This window comes from Pseudoalteromonas rubra (assembly GCF_005887095.1).
Taxonomy (GTDB): domain Bacteria; phylum Pseudomonadota; class Gammaproteobacteria; order Enterobacterales; family Alteromonadaceae; genus Pseudoalteromonas; species Pseudoalteromonas rubra_E.
In genome coordinates, this window is the sequence record NZ_PNCI01000001.1 from 202,560 (window position 1) to 228,074 (window position 25,515).

20 protein-coding genes are annotated in these 25,515 nt (G+C 45.5%); 12 read left to right on the forward strand and 8 right to left on the reverse strand.

The window, feature by feature from the left end; all coding sequences use genetic code 11:
* Positions 1 to 14: 14 nt before the first annotated feature.
* Positions 15 to 560 (reverse strand): GbsR/MarR family transcriptional regulator, encoded by a 546-nt coding sequence (locus CWB99_RS00840; protein WP_046005214.1) that lies wholly within the window; start codon positions 558 to 560, stop codon positions 15 to 17.
* 169 nt (positions 561 to 729) lie between these two features.
* Complete coding sequence (locus CWB99_RS00845) at positions 730 to 1,317, reverse strand: carboxymuconolactone decarboxylase family protein (RefSeq protein ID WP_138551879.1); 588 nt, start codon at positions 1,315 to 1,317, stop codon at positions 730 to 732.
* An 80-nt stretch (positions 1,318 to 1,397) separates the two neighbouring features.
* Between CWB99_RS00845 and CWB99_RS00850 the strand changes: the two genes are divergently transcribed.
* Entirely contained in the window at positions 1,398 to 1,979 is a 582-nt protein-coding gene (locus tag CWB99_RS00850; RefSeq protein WP_249331574.1) for a MarR family winged helix-turn-helix transcriptional regulator, read from the forward strand.
* On the opposite strand, the gene CWB99_RS00855 is transcribed toward CWB99_RS00850, so the two are convergent.
* Both CWB99_RS00855 and CWB99_RS00860 read right to left on the reverse strand, forming a co-directional pair.
* Entirely contained in the window at positions 1,980 to 2,435 is a 456-nt protein-coding gene (locus tag CWB99_RS00855; RefSeq protein ID WP_138551877.1) for a nuclear transport factor 2 family protein, read from the reverse strand.
* Between the two features lie 80 nt (positions 2,436 to 2,515).
* A complete protein-coding gene (locus tag CWB99_RS00860; protein WP_171045226.1) occupies positions 2,516 to 2,713 on the reverse strand; it encodes a hypothetical protein in 198 nt (65 codons plus the stop codon).
* A 306-nt stretch (positions 2,714 to 3,019) separates the two neighbouring features.
* On the opposite strand from CWB99_RS00860, the gene CWB99_RS00865 reads away from it, so the two are divergent.
* Positions 3,020 to 4,624 carry a sensor domain-containing diguanylate cyclase gene (locus CWB99_RS00865; RefSeq protein ID WP_138551875.1) on the forward strand — a complete coding sequence of 535 codons (1,605 nt, stop codon included), beginning with the start codon at positions 3,020 to 3,022 and terminating at the stop codon, positions 4,622 to 4,624.
* 271 nt (positions 4,625 to 4,895) lie between these two features.
* On the forward strand, positions 4,896 to 7,466 hold the full coding sequence (locus tag CWB99_RS00870; RefSeq protein WP_138551874.1) for a putative bifunctional diguanylate cyclase/phosphodiesterase: 2,571 nt from the start codon (positions 4,896 to 4,898) through the stop codon (positions 7,464 to 7,466).
* A 30-nt stretch (positions 7,467 to 7,496) separates the two neighbouring features.
* Here CWB99_RS00870 and hemH read toward each other — a convergent pair whose 3' ends face one another.
* The gene (gene hemH, locus CWB99_RS00875; protein WP_138551873.1) at positions 7,497 to 8,519 is read right to left on the reverse strand and encodes a ferrochelatase; all 1,023 of its coding nucleotides are present in this window, start codon (positions 8,517 to 8,519) and stop codon (positions 7,497 to 7,499) included.
* Positions 8,520 to 8,737: 218 nt separating this feature from the next.
* Here hemH and CWB99_RS00880 point away from each other — a divergent pair, with 218 nt between their 5' ends.
* Positions 8,738 to 10,288 (forward strand): methyl-accepting chemotaxis protein, encoded by a 1,551-nt coding sequence (locus CWB99_RS00880; protein WP_138551872.1) that lies wholly within the window; start codon positions 8,738 to 8,740, stop codon positions 10,286 to 10,288.
* On the opposite strand, the gene CWB99_RS00885 is transcribed toward CWB99_RS00880, so the two are convergent.
* Entirely contained in the window at positions 10,285 to 11,619 is a 1,335-nt protein-coding gene (locus CWB99_RS00885) for an HD domain-containing phosphohydrolase (protein ID WP_138551871.1), read from the reverse strand. The two genes, CWB99_RS00880 and CWB99_RS00885, sit on opposite strands and share 4 nt — an antisense overlap.
* A 109-nt stretch (positions 11,620 to 11,728) precedes the next feature.
* Here CWB99_RS00885 and CWB99_RS00890 point away from each other — a divergent pair, with 109 nt between their 5' ends.
* The 8 genes from CWB99_RS00890 (at position 11,729) to CWB99_RS00925 (ending at position 23,548) form a co-directional block, all read left to right on the forward strand.
* Entirely contained in the window at positions 11,729 to 12,271 is a 543-nt protein-coding gene (locus tag CWB99_RS00890) for a heme NO-binding domain-containing protein (protein ID WP_138551870.1), read from the forward strand.
* A 103-nt stretch (positions 12,272 to 12,374) separates the two neighbouring features.
* A complete protein-coding gene (locus CWB99_RS00895; RefSeq protein ID WP_138551869.1) occupies positions 12,375 to 13,343 on the forward strand; it encodes a sensor histidine kinase in 969 nt (322 codons plus the stop codon).
* 503 nt (positions 13,344 to 13,846) lie between these two features.
* Entirely contained in the window at positions 13,847 to 16,972 is a 3,126-nt protein-coding gene (locus CWB99_RS00900; RefSeq protein WP_138551868.1) for a glycosyl hydrolase family 18 protein, read from the forward strand.
* A gap of 52 nt (positions 16,973 to 17,024) precedes the next feature.
* Positions 17,025 to 18,461, forward strand: a complete 1,437-nt coding sequence (locus CWB99_RS00905) for a lytic polysaccharide monooxygenase (RefSeq protein WP_138551867.1) — start codon at positions 17,025 to 17,027, stop codon at positions 18,459 to 18,461.
* An 81-nt stretch (positions 18,462 to 18,542) separates the two neighbouring features.
* Complete coding sequence (locus tag CWB99_RS00910) at positions 18,543 to 21,008, forward strand: glycosyl hydrolase family 18 protein (protein WP_138551866.1); 2,466 nt, start codon at positions 18,543 to 18,545, stop codon at positions 21,006 to 21,008.
* 144 nt (positions 21,009 to 21,152) lie between these two features.
* The gene (locus CWB99_RS00915) at positions 21,153 to 21,917 is read left to right on the forward strand and encodes a substrate-binding periplasmic protein (RefSeq protein WP_249331576.1); all 765 of its coding nucleotides are present in this window, start codon (positions 21,153 to 21,155) and stop codon (positions 21,915 to 21,917) included.
* A 38-nt stretch (positions 21,918 to 21,955) separates the two neighbouring features.
* A complete protein-coding gene (locus tag CWB99_RS00920; RefSeq protein WP_138551864.1) occupies positions 21,956 to 22,378 on the forward strand; it encodes a hypothetical protein in 423 nt (140 codons plus the stop codon).
* Positions 22,379 to 22,381: 3 nt separating this feature from the next.
* Positions 22,382 to 23,548, forward strand: coding sequence for an anhydro-N-acetylmuramic acid kinase (locus tag CWB99_RS00925; RefSeq protein ID WP_138551863.1), 1,167 nt, complete (start codon positions 22,382 to 22,384; stop codon positions 23,546 to 23,548).
* On the opposite strand, the gene CWB99_RS00930 is transcribed toward CWB99_RS00925, so the two are convergent.
* Together CWB99_RS00930 and CWB99_RS00935 are read right to left on the reverse strand one after the other, a co-directional pair.
* Positions 23,513 to 24,037 carry a hypothetical protein gene (locus CWB99_RS00930; RefSeq protein WP_138551862.1) on the reverse strand — a complete coding sequence of 175 codons (525 nt, stop codon included), beginning with the start codon at positions 24,035 to 24,037 and terminating at the stop codon, positions 23,513 to 23,515. The two genes, CWB99_RS00925 and CWB99_RS00930, sit on opposite strands and share 36 nt — an antisense overlap.
* A gap of 124 nt (positions 24,038 to 24,161) precedes the next feature.
* The gene (locus tag CWB99_RS00935) at positions 24,162 to 25,301 is read right to left on the reverse strand and encodes a Na/Pi symporter (RefSeq protein ID WP_138551861.1); all 1,140 of its coding nucleotides are present in this window, start codon (positions 25,299 to 25,301) and stop codon (positions 24,162 to 24,164) included.
* Between the last annotated feature and the right edge of the window lie 214 nt (positions 25,302 to 25,515).

Below are 25,515 nucleotides of genomic sequence, written 5' to 3' on the forward strand. Positions count from 1 at the left end.
CAAAAGCCACTCTGTTAAGACTTTCTGAGCAACTTGTCCTTCAAATCAATCACTTTGCTGACCGACGAGCCGAGTTTCATCAAGGATTGCAGTTGTTCAGGTGTTAACCGTTGCAGTTCAGCAGACCACTTGGTGACTGTTTCTAGCAAGTCGTGGATAGATTGCATTTGCTCTTGCGCGTATTTTTCTTCTGGAGAATTCGCGCTGTCGAGAATCTGATCGCGTAACAGGGTCAGGGTCGGGTCAATTTCACGTTTACGGCGTTCTTCAAAAACGCGGTTTGCCAGGTCCCAGATACTGCCGTTTGGCGAATAGTACTCTTTTCTGTCACCGGGAATATGATGAACTTTAACCAGTTGCCATGATTGCAGCTCTTTGATCCCCATGCTGACATTACCTCGCGAGATCTTGAGTGCTTCAGCAATCTCGTTGGCCGTTAAGGGCTTCTCATTGATAACCAGCAGACCAACCATTTGGCCAATGGTGCGATTGAAGCCCCAGCGGCTTCCCATTTCTCCACAATGGAGAACGAAGTTTTCGATTTTAGGTGATAGCTGCATTTTTAAAGTTTCAGTAATTATTGAAACTTTAATATATAGTGCTGATTGATTTGGATCAAGCCAAATATCAAACTAATTAAGTGAGATGGAAAAGATAAAAAATGGGAAAGCACAGATGTTTACTTTCCCATCGGTTGAAGGATGTTCTTATCTGACAGTTAAGCCTGTACTAAGCGTGTTTACCTGTTTCCCAGCGTTCATTCAGCAAAGTTTCGCCCGCATCAATGGCACCTGGCTCTAACGTGGTCGCCATTGAATCATTCCAGCGGTTTAAGTAACCAAATAACGCGATCACCCCAAGGATCTCAACAATTTCGCCATCATCCCAGTGCGCCTGCATTGCGGCTTCAATATGGGCATCTACAGCATTGGGTACACTTGACGCGGCGAGAGCAAATTCAAACGCCGCTTTTTCAGCTTCTGTGTATACCTGACTTTCACGGAACTGCCAGATTTGATCCAATCTTTCGTCAGTACCGCCGTATCGTTGCGCAGCTAATATGGTGTGTGCTTCACAGTAACGACATCCAGTGTTGGCACTGGTGATATAACCGATCAGCCTTTTTAGTTCTGATGTAACTCGGCCATGGTTTTCCATAACAGCTTTGTTTAGGTTAATGAAAGCCCGGGCAATGGCAGGTCGAATTTGCATGGTCAGCACACTGTTGGGACAAAAGCCAAGTGTCTCATTGAAAAACTTGGCTAATTCTGCGACTTCCTGATCATGCTCTTGTGACAATGGGTTAACTAAAGGCATACTGTTTTCCTGTTAATGTCTATATGTTGCATATGCAACAACTATATGTGTAGAGGTACAAATTGTCCAGTGACAATGAAATGAAAATTGCCATTGCCAACAGAAAACGTGCTTTGGCGGTAACAAACCTTGAAAAAGACGCACTCGATTTGGCAGCTCATGTGCCTTTTCAGGTTGCTGTGGTCAGCAACCTTTTATCGCTAGACCGTGACCCGGTAATTCGTTCGTTAACTGAGCTTAACACCCGGGAGCTACGTGTGTTGCTCAACGTGGGGTCTTACGGGCCAATCACGGCTGCAGAAATTAGCTATCAGTCTCGGCTTGACCCTTATTCAGTCACTCGGGCGGTGAATGCCTTATTGAAACTTGAGCTGGTTCAGTCAACTGAGATAACAGGTAAAAGTAAACCTGTTGTATTAACCACGGAAGGGGAAAATATTTACCATGACGTAACAGCGCATGTGCGTAAAAGGGAACAGATGCTTACTGCGCATATGACTGCAGACGAGAAATCGTTACTAGAGACTCTGTTGATTAAACTCGAACTCACAGCAGAAGAAATACTGGCCCATGAAGTGACTGAGATGGAGGCACAAGGGCAAGTGGTGACCCGTGACCATAAAGAAATGCTACGTTGGCATAAACGTAGCAGACAAGGATAGTTAGAGTATATCCATACGATCAATGACGACGTCTCGAAGGCTAAATAAACAACGATCGGAGTCATAACTGAAGGTGTCTAGGTATCGGCCGTTGATGATTTTTGTCGTGGCCGGCTGAGCTTTGTCCTTTAGTAGCAGGATGAAATGTGATTCTGCCTTAAGTTGGTCATTGCTACGATAGAATCTGGATGATGTCATCATATGTACGGTGTTCGTGGTGTTACGCGCTTTATCATAACGCTCAACTATTTGCGTTTGTCCATTCAGTTCGATATTGAGTTTCTCAACTGTAAAACGGGCGTCGTCAGTGAACAGGTTAGCATATTGTGCGGATGTGCCAGTGTCGCGTATTTGCGGGTACGCATAGACAAGTGCTTTGCACGTGCTTTCTTCGGCTGGGCGGTCGAAGGACGCACAACCGCTAATAAATAGCAGTGGCAGGAGTAGACGATACATGTGTATGGCCTCTGTTAATTAAGTGTATGTGGATGATTACACAAAATTAATCAGGGGCCAAGGTGGGATTGTGAGTTGCCTCAGTGCTTTTTGTGCGCTTGTTTACTCGCGTTTCTAAAAGCTTCGCGAGCAGCAATCATGCGGTATCCTAGTGCGCAGGCAATGTATACAAGCACGAGTGCACTACCTGCGAGTAAGGTCTCTTTATCCTGAACGAACATCCATAACATTGCTAACGCGATACTCGCAAAAGTAAAGTGTGTAACGAGTGGGTTCATTCTGGCTTTCTTTTTCATTTCGGTAAAACTGGTTTGGCTAAATATCGAACATATTATAAAGCACATTATTCAGATGTGATAGTAATTTCCGTTTTTTATTATTTGACTTGGTCATAAAGTGCTGCCTTTTGGCTCGTTTCTCATCCTTTTCCTCATTAGCTTCGGTTGTATATGAACACTTAGATTTCATACTTGTAATTGGAAAAGAATTAGGCACAGAGAGTTTGACCCAGAATAAGTTCTTTATCCTGCAATATTTTACAATGATACAGGTCGCAACGACTGTGCTTAAATAGGGAGGATGTAGTGAAGGTAACCGAACGTAGAAAGCTGGATCTTAAACAGCTTATCTTATTGCTGGTCAGTGCTGGGATTGTTTTGTCCGTTTTTAGTGCACTCATGGCTAGCTATCGTGTACATGAGCGTGCTTTTATTAAAGACACTTTGGCTTCAAATCAGGCTTATGCTGAGAAGCTTGCGGAAGTTACCGAGTTGTTTTTGCAGTCCTTAAATAGTCAATTAAGGGTAAGTGCTGGCCATATTGCAACTCATTTTGAAGATCGTAATGCGATAGATGCAGAATTAGCACGTTTACTGGCTCAAACCAATAGCTTTGACTCTTTGGTTGTCATAGATGCACAGCGCAAAGTGATCTCAGCCCAGCCTTCCAGCCTCGAGCTAACAGGGCATACCCTGGACTCGTCGTTAGCTTTGCCTATTGAGCTACAGACACCCTATATTCTCGATCCATTTGTGTCGCCGGCGGGTAACCTTATGGTAAGTCCGACCTTTCCGATTTTTGCAACTGATGGCACTTACCTTGGCTTTATTGCAGGCGGAATTTACCTACAGGGTGATACCATCTTAAACCAGCTTTTGGGTACGCATCACGTATCTGAGCATTCATATGTATATGTAATAGACAAAGATAAACGGCTAATCTACCACAGAGACAATAACCGAGTAGGCGAACGAATTGTCGGTAATCTTGCGGTGAACAAGGTGCTTAAAGGGGAGTCAGGCGCGACAGAAACGTTAAACAGTCAGGACGAAAATATGCTGGCTGGTTTTGCTCCAATATCAAGCACAGGCTGGGGGATTGTGAGTCAACGTGCATTGACCAGTATAGTCGCTGAACTGGATATGACGCATAAAGATGTGCTTTATTCTACGTTGCCGTTCGCACTGGCGATCTTATGCGTCACATTAATGGCCGGGTTTGTTATTGCCAGGCCTCTTGCGCAGCTGGCGCAAAACGTTAGCTCTTTGAGCCCGCGCAACTTACGTTGTATTGATCAGACGCCTGCCTGGTACTTTGAGGCTGAAAACTTAAAATCGGCGATACTCAACAGCTCTGAGCTGCTGGGTCAGGAGATAAAGGAACTAGAACAAGACAGAAAAATGGACCCGCTGACCAAGCTTAACAACCGTTTCGCTATGCAGCTGTGGCTGGATAATGTGAAAACAATGCAATATCAGTTTTCTGTGCTTGCTTTAGACGTGGATCACTTTAAGTCAATCAATGACGAGTTTGGTCATGCTGTCGGCGACGACGTGTTATGTGCACTTGCAGGTGTTATGAAGAAAAATGCCAGGTGTCATGATTTTGTCTGTCGCAGCGGGGGAGAAGAGTTTCTGATTTTTATGCCATTTGTTGATGAAAAACGGGCTTATAGTATTGCTGAGCGTTTGCGCGTTGCAATCAGTGAGCACCCAATGTCGATCCCGAGGCAGGTAACTGTGTCAATTGGCATTGCCAGTTGGCCGCTGAATCGCAAAAGCATTAAGGAAACGCTTGAGATGGCAGACAGAGCACTTTATCAGGCCAAGCGCAACGGCCGCAACAGAACTTGCCAGGCACAAGCCCACTGTGATGCTGCGAACAATGACGTTGCACAACATGCCGTTTAAAGTGCGTATGTGAAAAACATTGTACTGTTTTATAAAGGAGTGTTTGAACCAGCTACTATGTTGTGATATGAATAATATCATATTGCTGGTCAGATGTTATCGTTGTTACTTTAATCTGTCCAGGATAAGCACAGGGATTGACGATGCTCAGAAAAAAGTTCGATTTATTGATCTGTATCGAGAATAAGACTTGCTTTTAATTCTATCATTGCAATTTATTGAAATACCTGTTGATATTGAAAACAATAAAATATAAGAACTTAGCCGAAAAATGACTTTTTCATTCAGTACTTTTTACAATTTGTGCAGCAGCGAGGCGCGCTACGAACTGGCGCTCGATTTGATCTATGAGAAATTCAAACCGGCGCATTGCTTGATTGGCAAATTTATCGATGCCGACACGCGTGTTAAAACGGTTGCTTATTCTGTAGACGGGAAAAGGTCGAACGATATCATCTATGATCTAGAGGGAACGCCTTGCAACGATGCTAAAACCAGCCAAGGCGTGTGTGCGATTAGCTGTAACCTTCAGCAGATGTACGCGGAAGATGAAATCCTAAAAATATTTGATATAGATGGCTATCTGGGTGTTACATTACGTGCACTCGACCACAAACCGATCGGTATTATGGTCTGTCTATTTGATGAAAAAGTAGAGGTCAGTGACGAGGACCGCCATTGGTTCAGAGAATTGAGCTTACTTGTGGGCGCAGAGCTCAATCATAATTTAGAAATTGCAGCACAGCAGATCCTGGTTAAGCAATTAGCTAAAGGCGAGCGTATTGCAAAGCTGAGTTCCTGGACCTGGAATATCAGCCGGGACAAGCATGTGTTTAGTCACGAAATGCGTCGCTTGTTGCAACACAGAGAAGAAACCCTGACGTTAAACGACTTTACTGAGTGTTTAACCGAGGCGGATCAAAAACGGCTCAGAGTCATTATCCAAAAGCTCAGGACCGGTCATTTAGATTATATTGATGTTAATGTCACTCATAAGAAACGTACTAACTTGCGAGGCTTATACAGAATCATTGGTCGTGTAGAACAATGCGAAGAACAACGCGACGAACGTGTATTCAGTGCCACGGTACAAGACGTTACTTATATCTACTCCTTAAACAAACAACTGGAACTGACCAATGTCGTGTTTGAGCACGCCACAGAAGCAATTATGATCACTGATGGTGATAACAAAATTATCATGGTGAACAGGGCATTTGAGCGTCTGACAGGTTATACCGGTCATGAGTTGATGGGACGTGACCCCTCAGTTTTGTCTTCAGGTCAACATAGCAACGATTTTTATCACCAAATGTGGAACAGCTTGATGAGTGCTGGCTGCTGGAAAGGTGAAATATTTAACCGTCGTAAAAATGGTCAGATTTTCCCGGAGGAGTTAACGCTAAGCCTGGTAAAGGATGAACAAGGCGAAATACTGAATTATGTTGCCATTTTTCGAGATATTACCGAGTGGAAGCGTAATGAAGCACAGTTGACCTTCTACGCAAACCATGAGCCTCTTACCGCGTTACTGAATCGGCGCTGCTTCATCGATATAGTTGAAGAAAAGATATCTGCCAGTCGCAGTCTGCATACACCTTGCTCATTGTTATTTATAGGCCTTGATCACTTTAAGGAAGTGAATGATATTTACGGCCCGGAAATAGGGGATAAAGTTCTGGTGTCGGTGGCGAAAAGGCTTAGAAACGGTGTCAGAGAGAATGATACTATATCCCGTTATGGCGGCGATGAGTTTGCTATCTTGCTTGATAACACAGACGTAAAAAGTGCCCTGCAGGTCGCCAAAAAGCTCAGTGATAAGATTAAACAACCATACGTTTTTAATGATTTAACGGTTGAACTCAGTGCGAGCACAGGGATCGCGCAACTGGAAAATAGGGGCAGGATCACCGCAGCAAAATTTATACGTAATGCTGCGCATGCACTGGAGAGTGCGAAGAAGACCCATCGAGGACATGTTGCTTTGCATAATGCTGCTATCCAAAATGCTTATCTGAATAAGGTCAAGCTCAAGGACAAGCTTAAAGCGGCATTGAAAGCAAACTTACTGACCGTTTACTATCAGCCTATAGTCGATGTGCAACGCAGAAAAATCGTCAAATTTGAAGCGCTGGTGAGGTGGTTCGATGACGAACAAGGTATGGTGTCGCCCGGTACCTTCATTCCCATTGCGGAGGAGTTTGGCTTAATCCATATGATAGGCCAGTTCGTGCTGGAAAAAGCCTGTCAGGACCTTAAAGCGTTACATTTGCATGGTTATGACGATGTGAGTATTTCTATTAACCGTTCAGTCAATGAGTTTAAGACGAGTAATGATCAGTTCAAGTTAGTTACCGAAGCCATATCCAAGGCAGAGGTTCCTTTTGAAAAAGTGACACTTGAAGTGACTGAATCTATGGCAACAAACCGCTACACCTGGGAGCTCCTTTCTAAATTAAGAGAGCAGGGCGTGAAAATCGCGCTCGATGATTTCTGTACGGGTTATTCCTCTCTCAGCCACCTGATTGAAAATCAGGTTGACTACTTAAAAATAGATAAGTCGTTTGTGGACAGCCTGATGGCAGACAGAAATAAAAAGGTGATGATCAGCTGCTTGCTTAACCTGGCTGAAGAGTTGGGTATTAAAGTCATCGCAGAAGGGGTGGAGTCTCAGAGTCAGCTGACTATGCTTGAACAACTGGGTTGTCATCATATACAGGGATTTTACTACAGCCCGGCTCAGCCACTGTCTGCTTGCCTGAGGTTGTTACAAGAGTTTAACTCCGGTCAGGTGTTTAACGATGAACTCATGTATATCAGTAAATCGTCGCAGCAACATTAATGAACAAGGGGCCTAAAACGGCCCCTTTTTTTACCTTAAATACGGTTTTAGAACATCCAACAATGCGTTGAGATGATCATCCCTGTCGTTGAGTGCCGGGATATAATGGTAGGTTTCACCACCTGCTTCCAGGAAGTACTCGCGGTTTTCCTCTTCCAGCTCTTCGAGTGTCTCAAGACAGTCTGCGCTAAAAGCAGGACTCAGAATAGCGACTTCTTTAACGCCCTGAGTTGCAAGTTCTTTAAGTGTGACGTCGGTATAGGGCTGAAGCCACTCCTCACGTCCGAATCGGCTTTGAAAAGTCGTCATGATTCTGTCTTTATCTAGCTTAAGCTGTTCGCAAACCAGGCGCGTGGTCTGGTGGCAAAAGCAATGATACGGGTCACCACTATCTAAAAAGCGTTTCGGTGTGCCATGATAAGAAAAAAGCAGCTTCTCAGGTAAACCATGCTTATCAATATGTTCCTGTACTGAATTTGCTAAAGCAGTGATATAACTTGGCTGTTTGTGATAGCCGTTTATAAAACTCAGGCCTGGCACCCAGCGCCATGTTTTGAGGACATTAGCGATTGCATCAAATGTTGAGCCTGTCGTTGCACTTGAATATTGAGGGTAGAGGGGAAAGACAACGATATTAGTGATCCCTTTCTCGCGGAGTGCTTCGAGACCACTTTTTATAGATGGGTTACCATAGCGCATTGCCATCACAACTTCGACATGCTCATAGTTTTGTTCTTTCAATAGTGCGCTAAGCTTATTACACTGGTCTTGAGTGATCTGCACAAGTGGTGAGCCATCTTCTGTCCAGATACTGGAGTAGGCTTTTGCTGAACGACTTGGCCTGATCCTCAGGATCACGCCGTGTAGTATCAACCACCAAAGTGCTCTGGGAAGTTCGACGATACGTGGATCTGACAAAAACTCTCTTAAGTAATTTCTTAATGCAGGGGCAGTCGGCGCGTCAGGGCTACCCAGGTTGGTTACCAGAACACCGATTTTTTTATTAAATCTGTTCTCGTGTGGATTATCAGTTATTGCAGAAAGCTTTGGCACTCACGGCTCCTTTGGTGTGTTCTTTTAGCCTCACTATTTTACATAAAAGGCTAGAGTGAAAAAACGATTTTCGTTTATACGTGCTTGGCATTGCATTAGATCTAGGTATTCTGTCTTAAAAAACCGGCGAAATATAGATTTGTTGTTGCAAAAACAGCGCATTAGTCGTATTTTCTCGCTCCGCACCAGTAATTTACAGCATCGAATTCGAGTTAAAAATGCGAATAAACCACCCCGTCACGAATCAGGAAAAGCGCTTTTCCGCAGACACCCGACTTATTTCAGTGACAGATCTGAAAGGGACCATACTCGATTGTAACGAACATTTTGTTTCAGTCAGTGGCTACGCTAAAGAAGAACTGATAGGACAACCTCACAATCTCGTTCGTCACCCAGATATGCCAGAACTTGCATTTAAGACCATGTGGGATCAACTCAAGGCTGGAAAGCCCTGGATGGGCTTAGTAAAGAACCGCTGCAAAAACGGTGACCATTATTGGGTAAATGCGTATGTCACGCCGATGACGGAGGGTGGTAAGATTGTTGGTTACGAATCCGTTCGTAGCTGTCCGGATCGTGCATCTGTTGAGCGAGCAGAAGCGTTATACAAACGGGTTAAATCGGGACAGCGTGATGGCTTTAAGTTGCCTAAGCTGCGTTCTATTTGGTCCTCGTTAGCTGTGGTTATTGCGATTTTTCTCTATCTATTTGCAGGGGAAGCAATCGGGTTTGCCTGGTTGGTTGTCAATACACTCGCATTATTTGCGTACAACACGTATCGAGATAACGAGCAGCTGAGTCGAATTGATAAGGTGATGTCTCATAGTTTTTGTGACGACATAGCCACTCAGGTTTATTCACCCTGGACGGGCAAAATGGCTCAATTGCACGTCAAGTTACTGAGCGAGCGGGCCCACCTGGATACCATTATTACACGTATCGAGTTTGCTGCAAAAGGGGTTGCCAGTGGTGCAACAATTAGCAACTCAAAGAGTATTGAAACTACGGAATGTCTGACCAAGCAGCAGCTTGAAACCGAGCAAGTAGCCACAGCCATGAATGAAATGGCCACCACAATCAATGAAGTGTCACATAGCGTTCAGGCTAGTTCGGAAGATGCTAAAGGGGTACTTATTCTCGCGCAGGAAAGTGCACGAAGCTCTGAAGAAACTCGAGCTTCAATCGAGAACCTTGGTGCAACAGTCGTTGATATTAAAGACTCGGTGCTAGGCGTTGCCAAACAGACCTCCAAAATAGCTGAAGCCGCGCAGATAATTGAACAAATCGCCGAGCAAACTAATCTACTTGCGCTGAATGCGGCAATAGAAGCTGCCAGGGCCGGGGAGCAGGGGCGGGGCTTTGCCGTTGTTGCTGATGAAGTACGTCACCTGGCGCAAAGGACACAAGAATCCACGAAAGAGATCCATGCAATAATTGAACAATTGACGCAAAGTACGCAAAACGCCGAGTTTATAGCGCAACGCGGCGAAGACGAATCTCGTCAGGGGATAGAGCAGCTTTCTCAGTCTTCCATGAAACTGGAAGGCATTTACCAATTGATAGAAAAAATCAGTGCCAGTAGCATGCAAATTGCCACTTCAGTAGAAGAGCAGGCTGCTGTTTCTGAAGATATTAATCAGCAAGTCGTTAATATCGCAACGCTGGCGAATACCAGTGTCAGCAGCTCCAATGAAATGCATGTGATCAGCGAGGAGCTAACCACAGTGGCGAATGATATGTATGAGCTGGTGGTGCGTTTTAAGCGTTAGGTTTTAATCAGGATCCTAAAAGGGGTAGGTTTTTGCATTTCCAACTGTTGTAATTTGGCAACTGTTGCGTCAGTGAAAATGTGCCCCTTAGGTAACAGCATGATCCCTTTGTGGCTATGAATAGCCAGTCCAAGTTCCATACCCGATTTGAGTGCTTGAGCATTGATGATGTTCATAGAGCCAACTTGGTTTGTTGTTGACATATCCGCGTGTATCGCTTGTTCCAGCGCTAAGACCACTTTTGGATGGTAAAACGACCCGCTATACATTTTGATAATTTCAAGTGCATGCCCACGCCTGGTCTCTTTGTCTCCCTGGTTTTTTAAAAGGTTTTCAACATAATCTCTTGCCGCAGCGAGGATTTGTGCGCCAATTGGAATTTGTTTGCCCTTAAGCCCTTTCGGGATCCCCTGACCATTATACTTTTCAAACTGGTGATATATCGCTTCGCCGACATCGCTCAGATGCTGAGCTGGCATCAGCATTAGCTGGGCGGTGGCAGGATGTGTAAAGAACAGCTTTCGTTGTTCAGAACTGAGTTGTTCAAGCGGCTTATCGTACAGTACCGGATCCATTGCAAGCAATCCGACCTGGGCAAGGTAACCAGCCATTTTGGTCAGTTGCACCACTTTATCGCCCAGACCCAGCTTTTGTGCGATTAAGCCACTTAGATTAGCAATCTGCTTAGCCATATCCGCATCAATGTAAGGGTTTGCATTAATGAAGTTGTACAGTAGTTCTACGGTTGCCTTGTGCTCATCCTGCTCGCGTTTGTTGGCTGTTTCTAATTGGCGAAGTACGGTGCGGATCTGAGCGGTTCGCTTTTCGACTAATTCTTCCAGGTTTCCGTTTAAAACTTTTAACTGTTCATTCTGGCTGCTTATCGCTGTCTGAAGCTCGGAGTTGTATTGTTTAAGGCGATACTTTTCAGCTGCGTCTTTGATAACATGAATGAGCGCCTCATTTTGCCAGGGTTTCTGCAGAAAGTTGTGTATTCCACCTTCATTGATGGCTGCGATAGTAGAATCCATATCCGCATAGCCGGACAATAATATGCGCTGTGATTGCGGAGCAATTTGTCTTGCTTTTGTGAGAAACTCCACGCCATCCATTTCTGGCATACGCATGTCCGAAATAATGACTTCATAGTCCTGCTGAGCAAGCGTCTGTAACGCTTGTTCGCCACAGTCAAACAAAGAAACCTCCATGCCAGCAAATCCCAGTGTTCTTCTGAGTACTTTTAAAACGCTAGGCTCATCATCCAGGCATAATACCCGAATAGGACCTGCGGGTGGGATAATCGTTACTTGCTCGGGATCGTGTTCAACCATAAATCAATAAGCTAAAGCAATAGATAATATAAAAACTAGTCTAAACTTTGTTTTATAACAATTGCTGCAGCGAGTTTGCTGTTAAATTACGTCAGCTAAGGAGCAAACAATGAAAGGCATAATATTTCGTAGTTTAGAGGAGTTGGTGGTCGAAAATCTGGGTATGAGTGAATGGAATGCCTTATTGGATAAACATAGCCCGGCGCACCGCAGCTATGTTTCAGCTGTATCCTATCCAGATGAAGAGCTTTTTGCGTTGGCAAATGGTGTTGCAGAGAAAATGGCTTTGCCTTTACCGGATGTGCTCGGCGTATTTGGTCGGTTTTTGTTTGGCTCGTTAGCTGCCAAGCACCATGCCGTGCTTGAACCATTGAATACATTTGAGAAGTTAATTCTTGCCATAGACAGCGTTATTCACGTTGAAGTTGCAAAGCTCTACGATGAACCTAACCTACCCAAAATAGATGCAAAGGTCATCGACGAAGGTAAAATTCTCGTTGATTATCGATCACCGCGAAAACTATGCTTTTGTGCCGAAGGGCTCATTTATGGAGCTGCGGATCACTACAACAAGCAAATTGAAATATCTCACTCCAATTGCATGCACGAAGGGGATGAACACTGTCGTTTTGTAGTCAGTATATTGTCCTAACCCGTGAACAATAGGAACGCTCAGGGTAAGAGATTAAATAGAAGAGACGGAATATCAGTTAAATATGTGTATATGGGTCTATAAGTGAGTCGGAGGGTTTGGTATGTCGAACGAAAGCAACGAGTACTACAAAGCATATCTCAGAGAGAAGCAGGCCCGCGACGAACTGGAAACCCTGCTCGAAGACAAAACTCGATCTCTGTATCTCGCGAATCAAGAACTGGAAGCAAACCTGGCGCAGCTAAAGCGCCAACACGCTGCAATTTTACAAAGTGAGAAAATGGCCACTCTGGGTGTGATGTCTGCCGGCGTCGCACATGAAATTAATAACCCGCTTGCTTACATAAACGGTAATATAGGTACTCTTGGACAAGTTGCAAAAGGCGTTTCTGATTTAATTAAGACCAGTCAGTCTTTTTCAAAGGATGCTATAGATCAAGACGACTTTAAAGAAGCATTTGCGCAATTAGAATCTCAGTACCAGCTGTGTTTTTTTGCCGAAGATGCACAGGATCTGATCGATGATTGTCAGGATGGTTGCCAGCGTATAGCAACTATAGTTGCCAGTTTGCTTGATTTTGCCAGACCTAAGAACAACGAATTTGTTATGGCTGATATGACGGAGGCCATTGATAGTGCTCTGGGTTTGCTTGCAAATCAGCTCAAGCATATAGAGTTAAGCGTTAAGAAATCCGACATTCCGATGAGCCACTGCAATTTGGCTGCGCTTAATCAGGTCGTCATTAATCTGTTAATGAATGCCAAATATGCTTGTGAGCAGGCTAAGTCCGAAGGCATGCATGCTTCCTCAGAGATTGAGCTTCATATCAAAAAGGTTAGTACCCACATTATTATAGAAGTGACGGACAATGGTACCGGTATAGCTCAAGACACGATACCGCATATATTCGAACCATTCTTTACGACCAAACCTGTGGGTCAGGGAACGGGCATGGGATTGGCTGTTGCGTATGGCATCGTTTCTGAACACAGTGGGACGATCAATGTTGCAAGCACAGAGGGTGAAGGTACCACTGTGACCGTTACTATCCCTGTAAACCACGTCAAATAAAAAGCCCCTTGTTCCCGCAACCTGTACGGCGACCTTGCTCTAGCGTTAGTTTGTCCCTAAAAGAAGTATATTTATGTGATACCTTCAATCGTTAACCTTTACGTTAACTAGATATATACATACTGATCTCGGATGATTCTCATATAACTATTACGTATAAGTTATTCCCCAATTGAAATTTATGAAATATGCATTTCGAATTAAAAAAACTTATCCGAATGCATAAGAAAATCTTTTGCTTGTTTCTGTTATGCATCTAACTGGTTGTTCTTATAACAATAGTAGTGAATATATGAACTGTCATATATGAATTTAACTCACTTAATTGAGTTTGGGTTTGCTTGAGAAAAAGTCCATTCATTTGAATAATTGCTAGTGAAAAAGGATGGGGTCAACCGTTTGGCAGATTAAAAAGTAGTCATGCTTACGTTGACGTACTCAAATTCTATGTTAGCTTTACTTTAAAAATGTTAATCACTAAAACGGTAAAGGTTGAAGAAAGTATGAAAACGAGAAACAAATTCAAGATGGCAATGCAGCTCAGTGCAATCGCCATTGCGATCGGCTCAACACAGGCTAACGCATACGATTGTACCGGGCTTAACCCATGGGAATCAGGCAAAGCATACACAGGCGGTCAGCAAGTTGAGCAGAACAATAATGCTTATGAGGCAAACTGGTGGACACGCTCGGAGCCAGCAGCTAATTCAGGTGACTGGCAAGAATGGACTTGGTTGGGCCAGTGTGACAGCGTTGTCGAAAATAAGCCACCTGTCGCCAGTAACTTACAGCCGGTTTCTGGTTCTGAATTTGCCGTAAATGACAGCGTTGCCATCAGTGTGAAAGCGGTCGATCCTGATGGCACTGTGAGCAAAGTTGAGTTCTTTGTCGATGGTGCTTTGGTTGCCACTGACGTAAGCGGAACCGCAGATATGTTTGACGCACAGTGGAGCGCCAGTGTCGGTACTCACGACATTAGTGCAACGGCATATGATGACAAAGGTGCTGCTTCTAATGTATTGACTAGCCAAATCCTTGTTAAACCGGTTGATACAGGTAACAAGGCTCCAGAAGCTCAGTTAGTAATAAAGAGCCAGCCAGCAGAACTGGTTGTCGGTTCACAGGTTGTTTTTGGTCTATCCGGAAGCGATGTAGACGGTCAGGTGACTAAGTTGACGTTTACGGTAGATGGTGTGGACGTTGTTACTACAAATGGCACCGCAACCGATCACACCTGGACCGCACAACAACTTGGTCCGGTGAGCTTTACACTAACTGTGACAGATGACAAAGGGGCAACTTCAAGTGTGTCTCAGACACTGACAGTTGTTGAGCAGGGGCAGGGTGGTCGTGATGACTGTAAACCAGAAGGCTTGTTCCAGACTCCGGGCGTGAATACGCCTTACTGTACTATTTACGACGTAAACGGACGAGAAAAGATGGGCAATGACCATCCTCGTCGCGTGATCGGCTACTTTACCAGTTGGAGAAATGGCGCAAATGGCCAACCGTCATACCTGGTTAATGACATTCCTTGGGACAAGATAACGCATATTAACTACGCCTTTGCGCACGTTGATGCAAACAACAAGGTATCCATTGGCGACCCAACGGCTGCTGGTAATCCGGCAACGAATATGGAATGGCCTGGAGAGGCTGGCGCAGAAATGGATCCTGCACTGCCATACAAAGGTCACTTTAACCTGCTGAACAAATACAAAAAGCAATATCCTGACGTAAAAACACTGATCTCTGTTGGCGGCTGGGCTGAAACTGGTGGCTACTTCGGCAGCGATGGTAAGCGTGTCAACAGTGGTGGTTTTTACACCATGACGACCAATGCCGATGGCAGTGTGAATCAGGCTGGTATTGACGCATTTGCGGCAAGTGCTGTGGAGTTTATCCGTACTTACGGTTTTGACGGTGTCGATATCGATTATGAATACCCAACTTCAATGAACGATGCAGGCCATCCGGATGACTTCCCAATCTCTAACGCATTACGCGCAGGATTGAATGCCTCATATCAGGTGCTGATGAAGCGATTGCGTGAAGAGCTTGATAAAGCAGGCCAACAAGATGGTAAGCACTACATGTTAACTATTGCGTCACCTTCTTCAGGCTACTTACTACGTGGTATGGAGACATTCCAGGTCACTAAATATCTGGATTACGTCAATATCATGTCTTACGACTTACATGGAGCATGGAACCAGCATGTAGGCCACAATGCTTCTTTGTTTGACACTGGGGAAGACTCTGAGCTCAAAGCATGGAATGTCTATGGCACAGCGCAATTCGAAGGTATTGGGTATCTGAACACAGACTGGGCAGTAAAATACTTCCGTGGTGCTTTGTCTGGTGGTCGTATCAATATCGGTATTCCTTACTACACCCGTGGTTTCCAAAATGTACAAGGCGGTACAAACGGGCTTTGGGGTCAGGCGGCATTCCCGGACCAGGCGAACTGTCCACCAGGCACCGGAAAAGGTGAAAAGAATAAATGTGGTAACGGCGCTGTCGGCATCGACAATCTTTGGCATGACAAAAATGACGTAGGCCTTGAAGTGCCGGCTGGCTCTAACCCGTTGTGGCATGTTAAGAACCTGCAATCAGGTATTGTTGCGAGCTACCTGGCTGATTACGGCCTGACACCAGACACCGATCCTGCAGACCGCTTGACTGGTACCTATGCCCGTCATTATGACTCTGTAGCTGTTGCCCCCTGGTTGTGGAATGCCGAGAAGAAAGTATTTTTGTCGATTGAAGATGAAGAGTCTATGGGTACCAAGGTTGATTATGTCATCAACAATGGACTTGGCGGCATCATGTTCTGGGAGCTGGCCGGGGATTTCGATTACGACGCGGCAAAGGGTGAGTACTTTATGGGTTCAAGCCTGACCACGTTAGCCTATAACAAGTTTAACCAATCTGGCGCGCCATACGATATCCACCCAGGTGATGTGAGCTTCCAGGTGCCAGCGGAATCAGTCGACGTTAGCTTTACAGCAAAAGACTTCCCGCTGGGCGATGACAACTATCCAATCGCGCCAACGTTCTCATTCACCAATAACTCGGCCATTGATCTGTCAGGGGCTAAGATCACCTTTGATGTACCAGTTGCTACTTCTGCAATCTTCAAGTCTAACTGGAATGCACAGGAAAAACTTGGTATGGCAGTTGAAGTGAATCGCTCCAACGCTGCTGGTAACAACATCGGCGGATTTGAAAACGAGTTCCATCGCTTTTCAATCACTCTGGTAGATGAGTGGGGGAATATTCCTAAGTCTTTTGCACCAGGTGAAACCGTAAATGCACAAGTGATGTACTACATGCCAATCACAGGTCCGGTTAACTTCGTTGCGGAAAAAGATGGTAAGCGTTACGCGTTTAAGTTTGAGTATCCGAAACTGCCGGATGCAAAACCGGGTGACGGCAACGGTGGACCAATCACAAGCTGTGAAGGCGTGCCTATCTCACAGATCAGTGTTTACCCCGAGTTTCCAAAGGGAAGTCACGCAGCTCAGGGAGACCTCATCATCGATGGTAACGGTGTATACAAAGCGAAGTGGTGGAGCAATAAGCAACCATCAGCCAGCTCTGATTACACCAAGGTTTGTAGTTTGTAACCGACTAACTAACAAGGATAAGGGGCTTCGGCCCCTATGAAAGAGGCAAACTATGAAGACGTGTACATCTTTTTCAAAACAGACCGCTATCGGTGCTCTAGCGTTGGCTGCTTTGGGTTACAGCGCACTGGCTGCCAGTCATGGCTATATGGATTTTCCTATGGCTAGACAAGCTATCTGTGAAGACCAGGGTGGTTATTGGTGGCCAGAAGATGGTTCCAATATTCCCAATGCGGCTTGTCGCGCAGCTTACCTGGAGTCTGGTTATGTCCAGTTTATTCAGGAGCATGAATTCGCGGTTAATACACCCGATTATAACAACCAACAAGCGGTCGAAAAAAACATTCCTGATGGCACCTTATGCGCAGCAGGTTCGCACGAAAAACGGGGCATGAACTTGCCGTCTGCGGATTGGCAGACGACTCAAGTCAGACCAAACGCAGCAGGGGAGCTGGCCATACGATTCCATGCCACTACCCCTCACAACCCTAGCTTCTGGAAATTTTATCTGACCAAGCCGGGATTTAATCCTGCGACAGACGTGATGACCTGGGGCAGTCTGGATCTGATCACTGAAGTCGGTAACGTCGATTTTGTTAAAGACCCAGACGGAAAGCGCATATATGAGATGACCATTCAGATCCCGCAGGGCCGAAGTGGAAATGCGATTTTGTATACTCGCTGGCAGAGAAATGATGTGGTTGGCGAGGGATTCTATAACTGTAGCGACATTAATATCGTCACTGATACACAACCGAACGACTGGTTTTCAGCTGGCTACTTTGTTACCAGAGGTCAGTCAGCCAATGTTGGCGACCTGATCTGGGCAAGGGTGTTCGACCAAAATGGCCAGGAGTTAGTAAAACATTCTTTGGCTGTGACAGCGCAAAACCAGGCAACTTGGGCGAGCGTTTTGGCAGGTCAGCTTAATACCACGTATGCCAGTGATGTTCAGGTTGGAGTGAAACAAACAAACGGTGATGTGGTATTTGATGAAGCTAATTTGCTGGGTAACGAAGTATTCGTAACAGATGCTGCCTTTACCTATAACCTAACAATCGTGCCCAAAGCACCGAATACACCGCCGACGGTTCATCAGCCAGATCCGATTGTGTTGGATGAAAATAGCCAAGTTCAGGTTCATGTGCATGCCTTTGATGATGAGCAAACTGAGCTGACCTACAACTGGTCACTGCCATCCGGACTTACGATGACAGGCAGTGGTGCAACCGTCACTTTGCAAAGTGGTGAGGTGTCGGCAGACACTCAGTACACGGTTTCAATTGCAGTATCTGATGGCGAGCTAACCACATCCAGAGATCTAAGCGTAACGGTTAAAGATATTCCTGTGTCTACGTATCCAAAGTGGCAAGCCTCTGACACCTATGTAGGTGGGGATAAAGTCTCGCACAAGGGCAAAAATTATGAAGCCAAGTGGTGGACCCGTGGTGAAGAGCCCGGCAAAGCCCAGGTCTGGAAAGCACTTTAGCCAGGCCAGTCAGTTTTAAGCAGTAACAATAAATCACCCTCTGGGGTTTGGATATAACATGTAAATAAGGTTGAGAAAGTAATGAAGATTAAACAGATCAGTACGGCAATAGGCCTTGCACTAATGAGTGGCTCAGTTCTAGCTGCGCCTTCAACACCTAGCTTGAGCTGGGAACCTCAGGTCTATTCTTTTGTAGATGTTTTACTTGATGGCAATGGATCATACAAAGACCTGGTAACTGCTAAAGACAAGGTAGACATACAGATAAAATGGAATGCCTGGAGTGGTACCGGTGGTGACAGCTACAAAGTGTATTTCGATAATCAGCTGATTAATGAGGGTGTATTGGAAGCAGGAACTAAAAGCGGCACAATCACTTTCCCTTACACTCAGTCTGGTCGCCATACTTTGTATGTTGAACTGTGCGATAGTACCGGCTGTGCGAGAAGTGCAGGCAAAGAGATCGTTATAGCAGACACAGATGGTGGTCACTTAGAACCTTTGCCTATGGATGTTAACCCTAACAACCGCAATAACGGCACTATCCCAGGCAAAGTAACGGGTGCTTATTTTGTAGAATGGGGCATTTATGGTCGCGACTTTGACGTGACTAACATCCCAGCACAGAACCTTAGCCACCTGTTATATGGTTTCATTCCAATTTGTGGAGCCAATGAATCACTGAAAGAAATTGAAAATGGCAATAGCTGGCGTGCATTGCAAAAAGCGTGTGCAGGAACACCTGATTATGAAGTGGTGATCCACGATCCATGGGCTGCAATTCAGAAGACACTGCCAGGTGTAAGTCAGAATGACCCAATTCGTGGTACTTATGCCCAGCTAATGGCACTCAAGCAGCGCTACCCGGACCTGAAAATCTTACCATCAGTTGGTGGTTGGACGCTCTCGGACCCATTCCATGGGTTCACTAACAAAGCAAATCGTGATGTGTTTGTCGCCTCGATGAAAAAGTTCCTAAAAACGTGGAAGTTCTATGACGGGGTAGACATCGACTGGGAATTCCCAGGTGGTGATGGTCCAAACCCGGGGTTGGGCGACCCAGTCAATGATGGTCCGGCTTATATTGCACTCATGGCCGAGCTAAGAGCTATGCTAGATGAACTTGAAGCCGAAACGGGTCGTACGTACGAGCTGACGTCAGCCATTGGTTCTGGCTACGATAAAATTGAAGACGTAGATTATCAGGCTGCACAGCAATATATGGACTACATCTTCGCGATGACCTATGACTTTTATGGCGGCTGGAACAATGTAACAGGCCACCAGGCAGGTTTGTATTGTGGTTCTCACCTAAGTCAGGACGAATGTAATGGTACCGGTGTCGATGACAACGGTGAACCGCGTAAAGGCCCAGCTTACACGGCACATAACGCAGTACAATTGTTATTACAACAGGGTGTAAACTCGAAGAAAATCGTCATGGGTGCAGCTATGTATGGCCGTGGCTGGGAAGGTGTGATGGACCAGAATACCACTATCCCGGGCAATCCAATGACAGCGCCAGGTAATGGTAAATACTCAGGCTCTACCTCAGAAGGGGTATGGGAGCCGGGTATCATGGATTACAAAGCCATTGCTGCTAATTTGGTTGGGCCGAATGGCACAGGTCTGAACGGGTTTGAGGTTGGTTACGACGAGCAGGCAGAAGCTGCTTATGTCTGGAACCGCAGCAACGGAAAATTACTGACTTTCGATAGTGCACGCTCTGTTGAAGCAAAAGGACGTTATGTAAACCTGTACGACCTGGGTGGATTATTTGCCTGGGAAATCGATGCTGATAATGGCGATATTCTGAACGCTATGTATGATGGTTTGACTGGTGGTGTACCAGTTAACAAGCCGCCGGTTGTCTCTGTAGACAGCAATGTTACTGTTCAGTCAGGCGGTTCAGTAAACGTGACTGCAACGGCGTCTGACCCCGACAACCAACCATTGACGTTTGCCTGGAGTGCGCCAAGTGCACTGACCCTGACGAATACTACCAGTGCAACTGTGGCGGTAGCCGCGCCAGTTGTAACACAAGACACTGAGTATACATTGACTATTGCCGTGTCAGATGGAGAAGCGACGACAACGCGCAATGTAAAGGTACTGGTTAAAGCCCCATCGACTGGTAACGATGCTCCAGTAGTTACACCTGTCTCTGCAGTTACACTTGCCGAGAATACCAGCACAACGGTGCAGGTTAATGCCACAGACCCTAACGGCGATGCATTAACTTACAGCTGGACGGCGAGCAACGGTTTGAGCGTAAATGGCCAGGGTGCCAGCGCGACGATTACTGCGCCAGAAGTTACTCAGGATACGACTTACCAGGTGACTGTTGCCGTGTCAGACGGTGTTGCAACTACGACAGTTTCGTTCGATGTTAATGTCACGGATTCTACAGTAGGCGCTGATCCGTGGGACCGTAGTAAAGTGTATGTCGGTGGCGACCGTGTTAGCTATCAAGGCAAGTTATACGAAGCTAAGTGGTGGACTCGTGGTGAAGAGCCCGGAAAAGCGATGGTGTGGAAGGCACTTTAATGAATGTTGATATCAGAAGCGGAAGTTTTTGTTTCTGATTGACCAAGGGACTGGCCAACAATAATGAACAAAGGCGCTGTCGCGCCTTTGTTTTCTTGCCGATATACTTCATAATCTAGCTAATATCAATGATTGCTAGACGTTGTGCATTTACTATTATTTCTGTTTTTTCTTCTGCCTTCTACGGTGTTTGCAAATACCCAGTGTGATACACGCTACAAAGTTGGCGTGGGCACCAGCTGGCCCCCTTATGTGATGTATCGGGAGACGGTTCCCTATGGCCTGGATATTGAAATAACCCGAAGGGTGTTCAGTAAGGCTAAGTTGTGTATAGACTTTGTTCAGCTGCCCTCTTCAGCCAGAGGTATCACAGAGCTTTCCAAAGGCTTTATCGATATCCTTCCTTCAGCAAGTTTTAACACCCAAAGAGCCGAACTGGCCTATTTTAGCCAAGCTTATCGGCGGGAAAGAATGCGTTTATTTACAAGAAGTAAAGATCTAAGCGATGTGAGAAGCCTGACGGAGCTATTTGCGGCGGAGCGCACATTTGTTGCCAATCCTGGTGCCTATTATGGCAGAGAGCTGGAACAAATTCTCAAGATTGCCTGGTACAGAGAGCGCTTACTTGAAGTGCCCAGTATCAGTCAGCGTATGCAGCTGGTGAATCGCGGGCGAGTCGACTTTTTAATTGAAGATGAATTCTCCGGTTATCACTACATAGAGAAGCTTGGGTTTAGGGAGATGAAAATACATCCCTATGTTGTCAACGATAACGCCATTCATTTTATGTTAAGTCGTAAATCCTTTAATAAACAAGAAATAGAAGAAATTAACTCAGCCATAGATTCGTTGCAAGACGAGATAGCTGAGCTGGTCAGGCAGTATGGATTAGAAACCGGTAGAGGCTAACTTCTTGGATCCTGACATCTTTTTACGGAGTACAAATAATGCGAAAAGTAAGGTTGGCGATAGCTACCCTGATGGTCGTTTCGGCATGTGCAGCAGCAAAAGAACAAAAGCCATATCGTTTTGACACCATGCAGATGACGCTGGATACATTTTTATTCGACCGAAACGACAGAGTAAGGCCCGCCAAAAGTGACTTTAAAATTAATCGCAGTGTTGCCATGTCGAATGACGATGGGTACAGGGCCGTGCTTCTGAGCCTTGAAAATCTGTCGTCAGGTCGGCGAATATTGGAGCCAGAGCAACTTATGGTCATCTACGCCGACGGCACTGCACAGCAAGTCAGTGCTTTACCGCATAAGATAATGTTAGAGGGCTATGAAAAGCGCAATTTCACACTAGAACTCGGCGCGAATGACTATCCTGTTGTGGCAGTTGTAGCCGCTAATAATTCCGGGTACTAGGCAATGGGCATTAAGCAAATAAATCAGCTGGGTTCTATCGCAAACAAACCTTCTCGCATAATTTTGGGGTTGATGAGTGGTACCTCATTAGACGGCCTGGACCTGGCCTTGTGTCAGGTGAGTGGAGCAGGTTCACAGACGCGTTGTAAGCTCCTCAAGTTCACAACCGTGCCTTACGATAATGAGTTCAAAGAAAAAGTGCGTAAGGTCTTTGCTCAAGACAATGTCGACTTTGAATATTTAACGCTACTGAATCCATGGATAGGATCCTTTCATGCGAAAATCATTAATCGAACGCTGGCACACTGGCAGCTAGAGCCGCAGGATATTGATTTGATAGCCAGCCATGGGCAGACTGTTTACCACTGTCCGCAGCATCAGCATTCGCATACTGACTTTGGAAACGGGACATTACAACTTGGGGACGGCGATCACGTCGCGACCCAAACCCAGATCATTACCATCTCTGATTTCAGGCAAAAGCACATTGCCAGGGGAGGCGAGGGGGCGCCGCTTGCACAATATGGTGACTATTTGTTGTATCAAAAATCAGATTTACACCGGATCTTGCTTAATTTAGGCGGTATAGCCAATTATACCGTACTGCCGGCTGGCGGAAAAATAGAGGATGTGCAATGTACAGACCTAGGTCCCGGAAATACTCTGATGGATGCATACTGCCAGCGATATTTTAATCTACCTTATGACGAAGCCGGGGCGCTTGCTGCACAAGGGAGAGTGTCGAACGATCTCTTAGAGTTACTTAAGTCTGTTCCATTTTTTCACTATGCTACACCCAAAACAACCGGGCCAGAAGTGTTCAGCTTAGCGATGCTGGAAGACAAGATAACGAGTCTTGGTTCAGCTTTGTCTCATTACGATGTATTGGCAACGCTGAATGAGTTAACGGCCTGGTGTGTTATCGAACAGATCAATCGTTTGGGGTTACGTGGTCCCACAGAGTTATTGTTAAGTGGCGGGGGGGCCCATAACACGCTGCTGATAACTAAGTTAAAGTCACGGCTTTGCGAGGAGTTTGACGTATCCAAACTGTCAAGTGATGGGGTAGAGGCAGACTCCAAAGAAGCGGCACTATTTGCGGTCCTGGCAAATGAATGCGTAGCTGGGGATGGACTATTTTCTTTCGGTAAGATAAGCCTGCCGGGATGAGCCAAACAGGGTGCTGAATTCGTTGCGAATGTATTTCGCAACCATGTATAACACACCTGATGTCGAACCTGATGGCGCTGCGTGCGATTTACAGTCTATATCGGAACTGCGAATCTCACGAGGCAAATAAGCCATATAGTCCATACTGTTTTTAATGCGCTCTTTGTGACCCAGTAAACTTAATTGTAAATTGTATGGGCCGCATTTACCTGTACCGCTAAGGCGTAACTCTATTGTCCCTTTGATTATGTCTTGCTCTTGCAATTGCCTTTGGCCGATAAAGTCGACGCTACGGTTGTCCTGATGGTTAGCTGCTGCCCTAATTTGATTCCCAGCTATAGCGTCTTTTGGAAGCTGACAAGAGACAATCAGTTCGTCTTGCTCAATGTAAAACTCAAGCTGGTCAAACGGTGAGCCATGCTCAAGAAAAAACAACTGCTGTGCCTGGTCCTTTATATCAAAAGTCAAAGACCGTTTACGTGTATTCATGATTTTGCCGAAAAATTAAACTAGGCGAATTATGCAGGTTCAATATGTCAAAATTATTAAAAAGGGCTCTTAGTTGAGCCCTTTTTATGACACTCTGACGAGTTATTACGTCAGATTAATCTCATTATTTGATGGCTAGCATCAACAGTCCTGGCAGGACGAAGAAGGAGCCCAGCACGTAACCAAATGCTGCTGATTTATTACGCGTACCAATTTGAGCCAGCTTTTCAGCAAGTTGCAGAGGGATTTCGCGCAGTAATGGCAGACCGTATATCAGACCAACTGCAAATACGTTAAACATAACGTGTACCAGTGCAATCGTCAGGGCAACTTCAGCGTTAGGACCTGTAATTGAGGTCGCTGCCAGTAGCGCTGTGATAGTAGTACCAATGTTAGCGCCCAGTGTGAAAGGATAAATCTGACGAGTGTTAAACACACCGCTACCTGCAAGTGGGATCATCAAACTGGTCGTGGTAGAAGAAGATTGAACCATGACAGTCACTACAGCACCTGAACTGATACCAGCAACAGGGCCACGACCAATTGCGCTATGTAGTAGTTCTTTCGCGCGTCCAACCAGCGCTTTCTTAAGTAGTTTACCAAGGGTTGTAACCGCGAACAGGATCATGGCTATACCAACGACAACCATAGCAACACCAACGGCTTTACCATCCAGGAAGCTGACAGCATCTTTTACTACCCCGACAGCTGGCTTGACAAGCGGTTTGATGAAGTTGTAGCTCTTAAGAGACAAGTCTGCATCGCCTACGAACAGGTGAGACAGTGCCGCCGAGAATTTTTCCAGCAAGCCAAACATAATCTCTAGTGGCAGGAAAATAGCCACTGCAAACAGGTTAAAGAAGTCATGAACCGTTGACGCGGCAAAAGCGCGCTGGAATTCTTCTTTATCACGGATGTGACCAATCGATACCAAGGTATTGGTAATGGTAGTACCAATGTTTGCGCCCATAATCATCGGAATAGCAATACCCAGCGGCAGACCACCAGCCACTAGGCCGACAATAACTGATGTAACTGTAGATGAAGATTGAACGAGAGCGGTTGCAAATGCACCCAGCATTAATGCGACGAACGGGTTAGTTGCAAATGCGAAAATTTCTTTTGCGCCTTCCGTGCCGCCTGAAGCCAGCTTAAATCCACCGCTGACTGTACCAACAGCAACTAATACGAGGTAGACCAGTAAAGCAATCGCGGTCCAGTTTAAGATCTTTGCAAAAAGAGAGGTTTGATTTTGTTCACTCATGATTTTACTCAGTTATGTCTTGCCATGTTATGTGGCATTTTAATGACGTTTTTATTTCAGGGCGGATTAAAACAAAGTTATATGACAGAAATATTTCAATGCGATTGTCATTTAACCAGGTACTCAAAGTTTAAGGGGCAAGTTTGGCATTTTGGCTATGAAGGAATTGTGGAAGTTTTTTTAAGTTTCTAATAAATGGTGCTATTTTGAAATT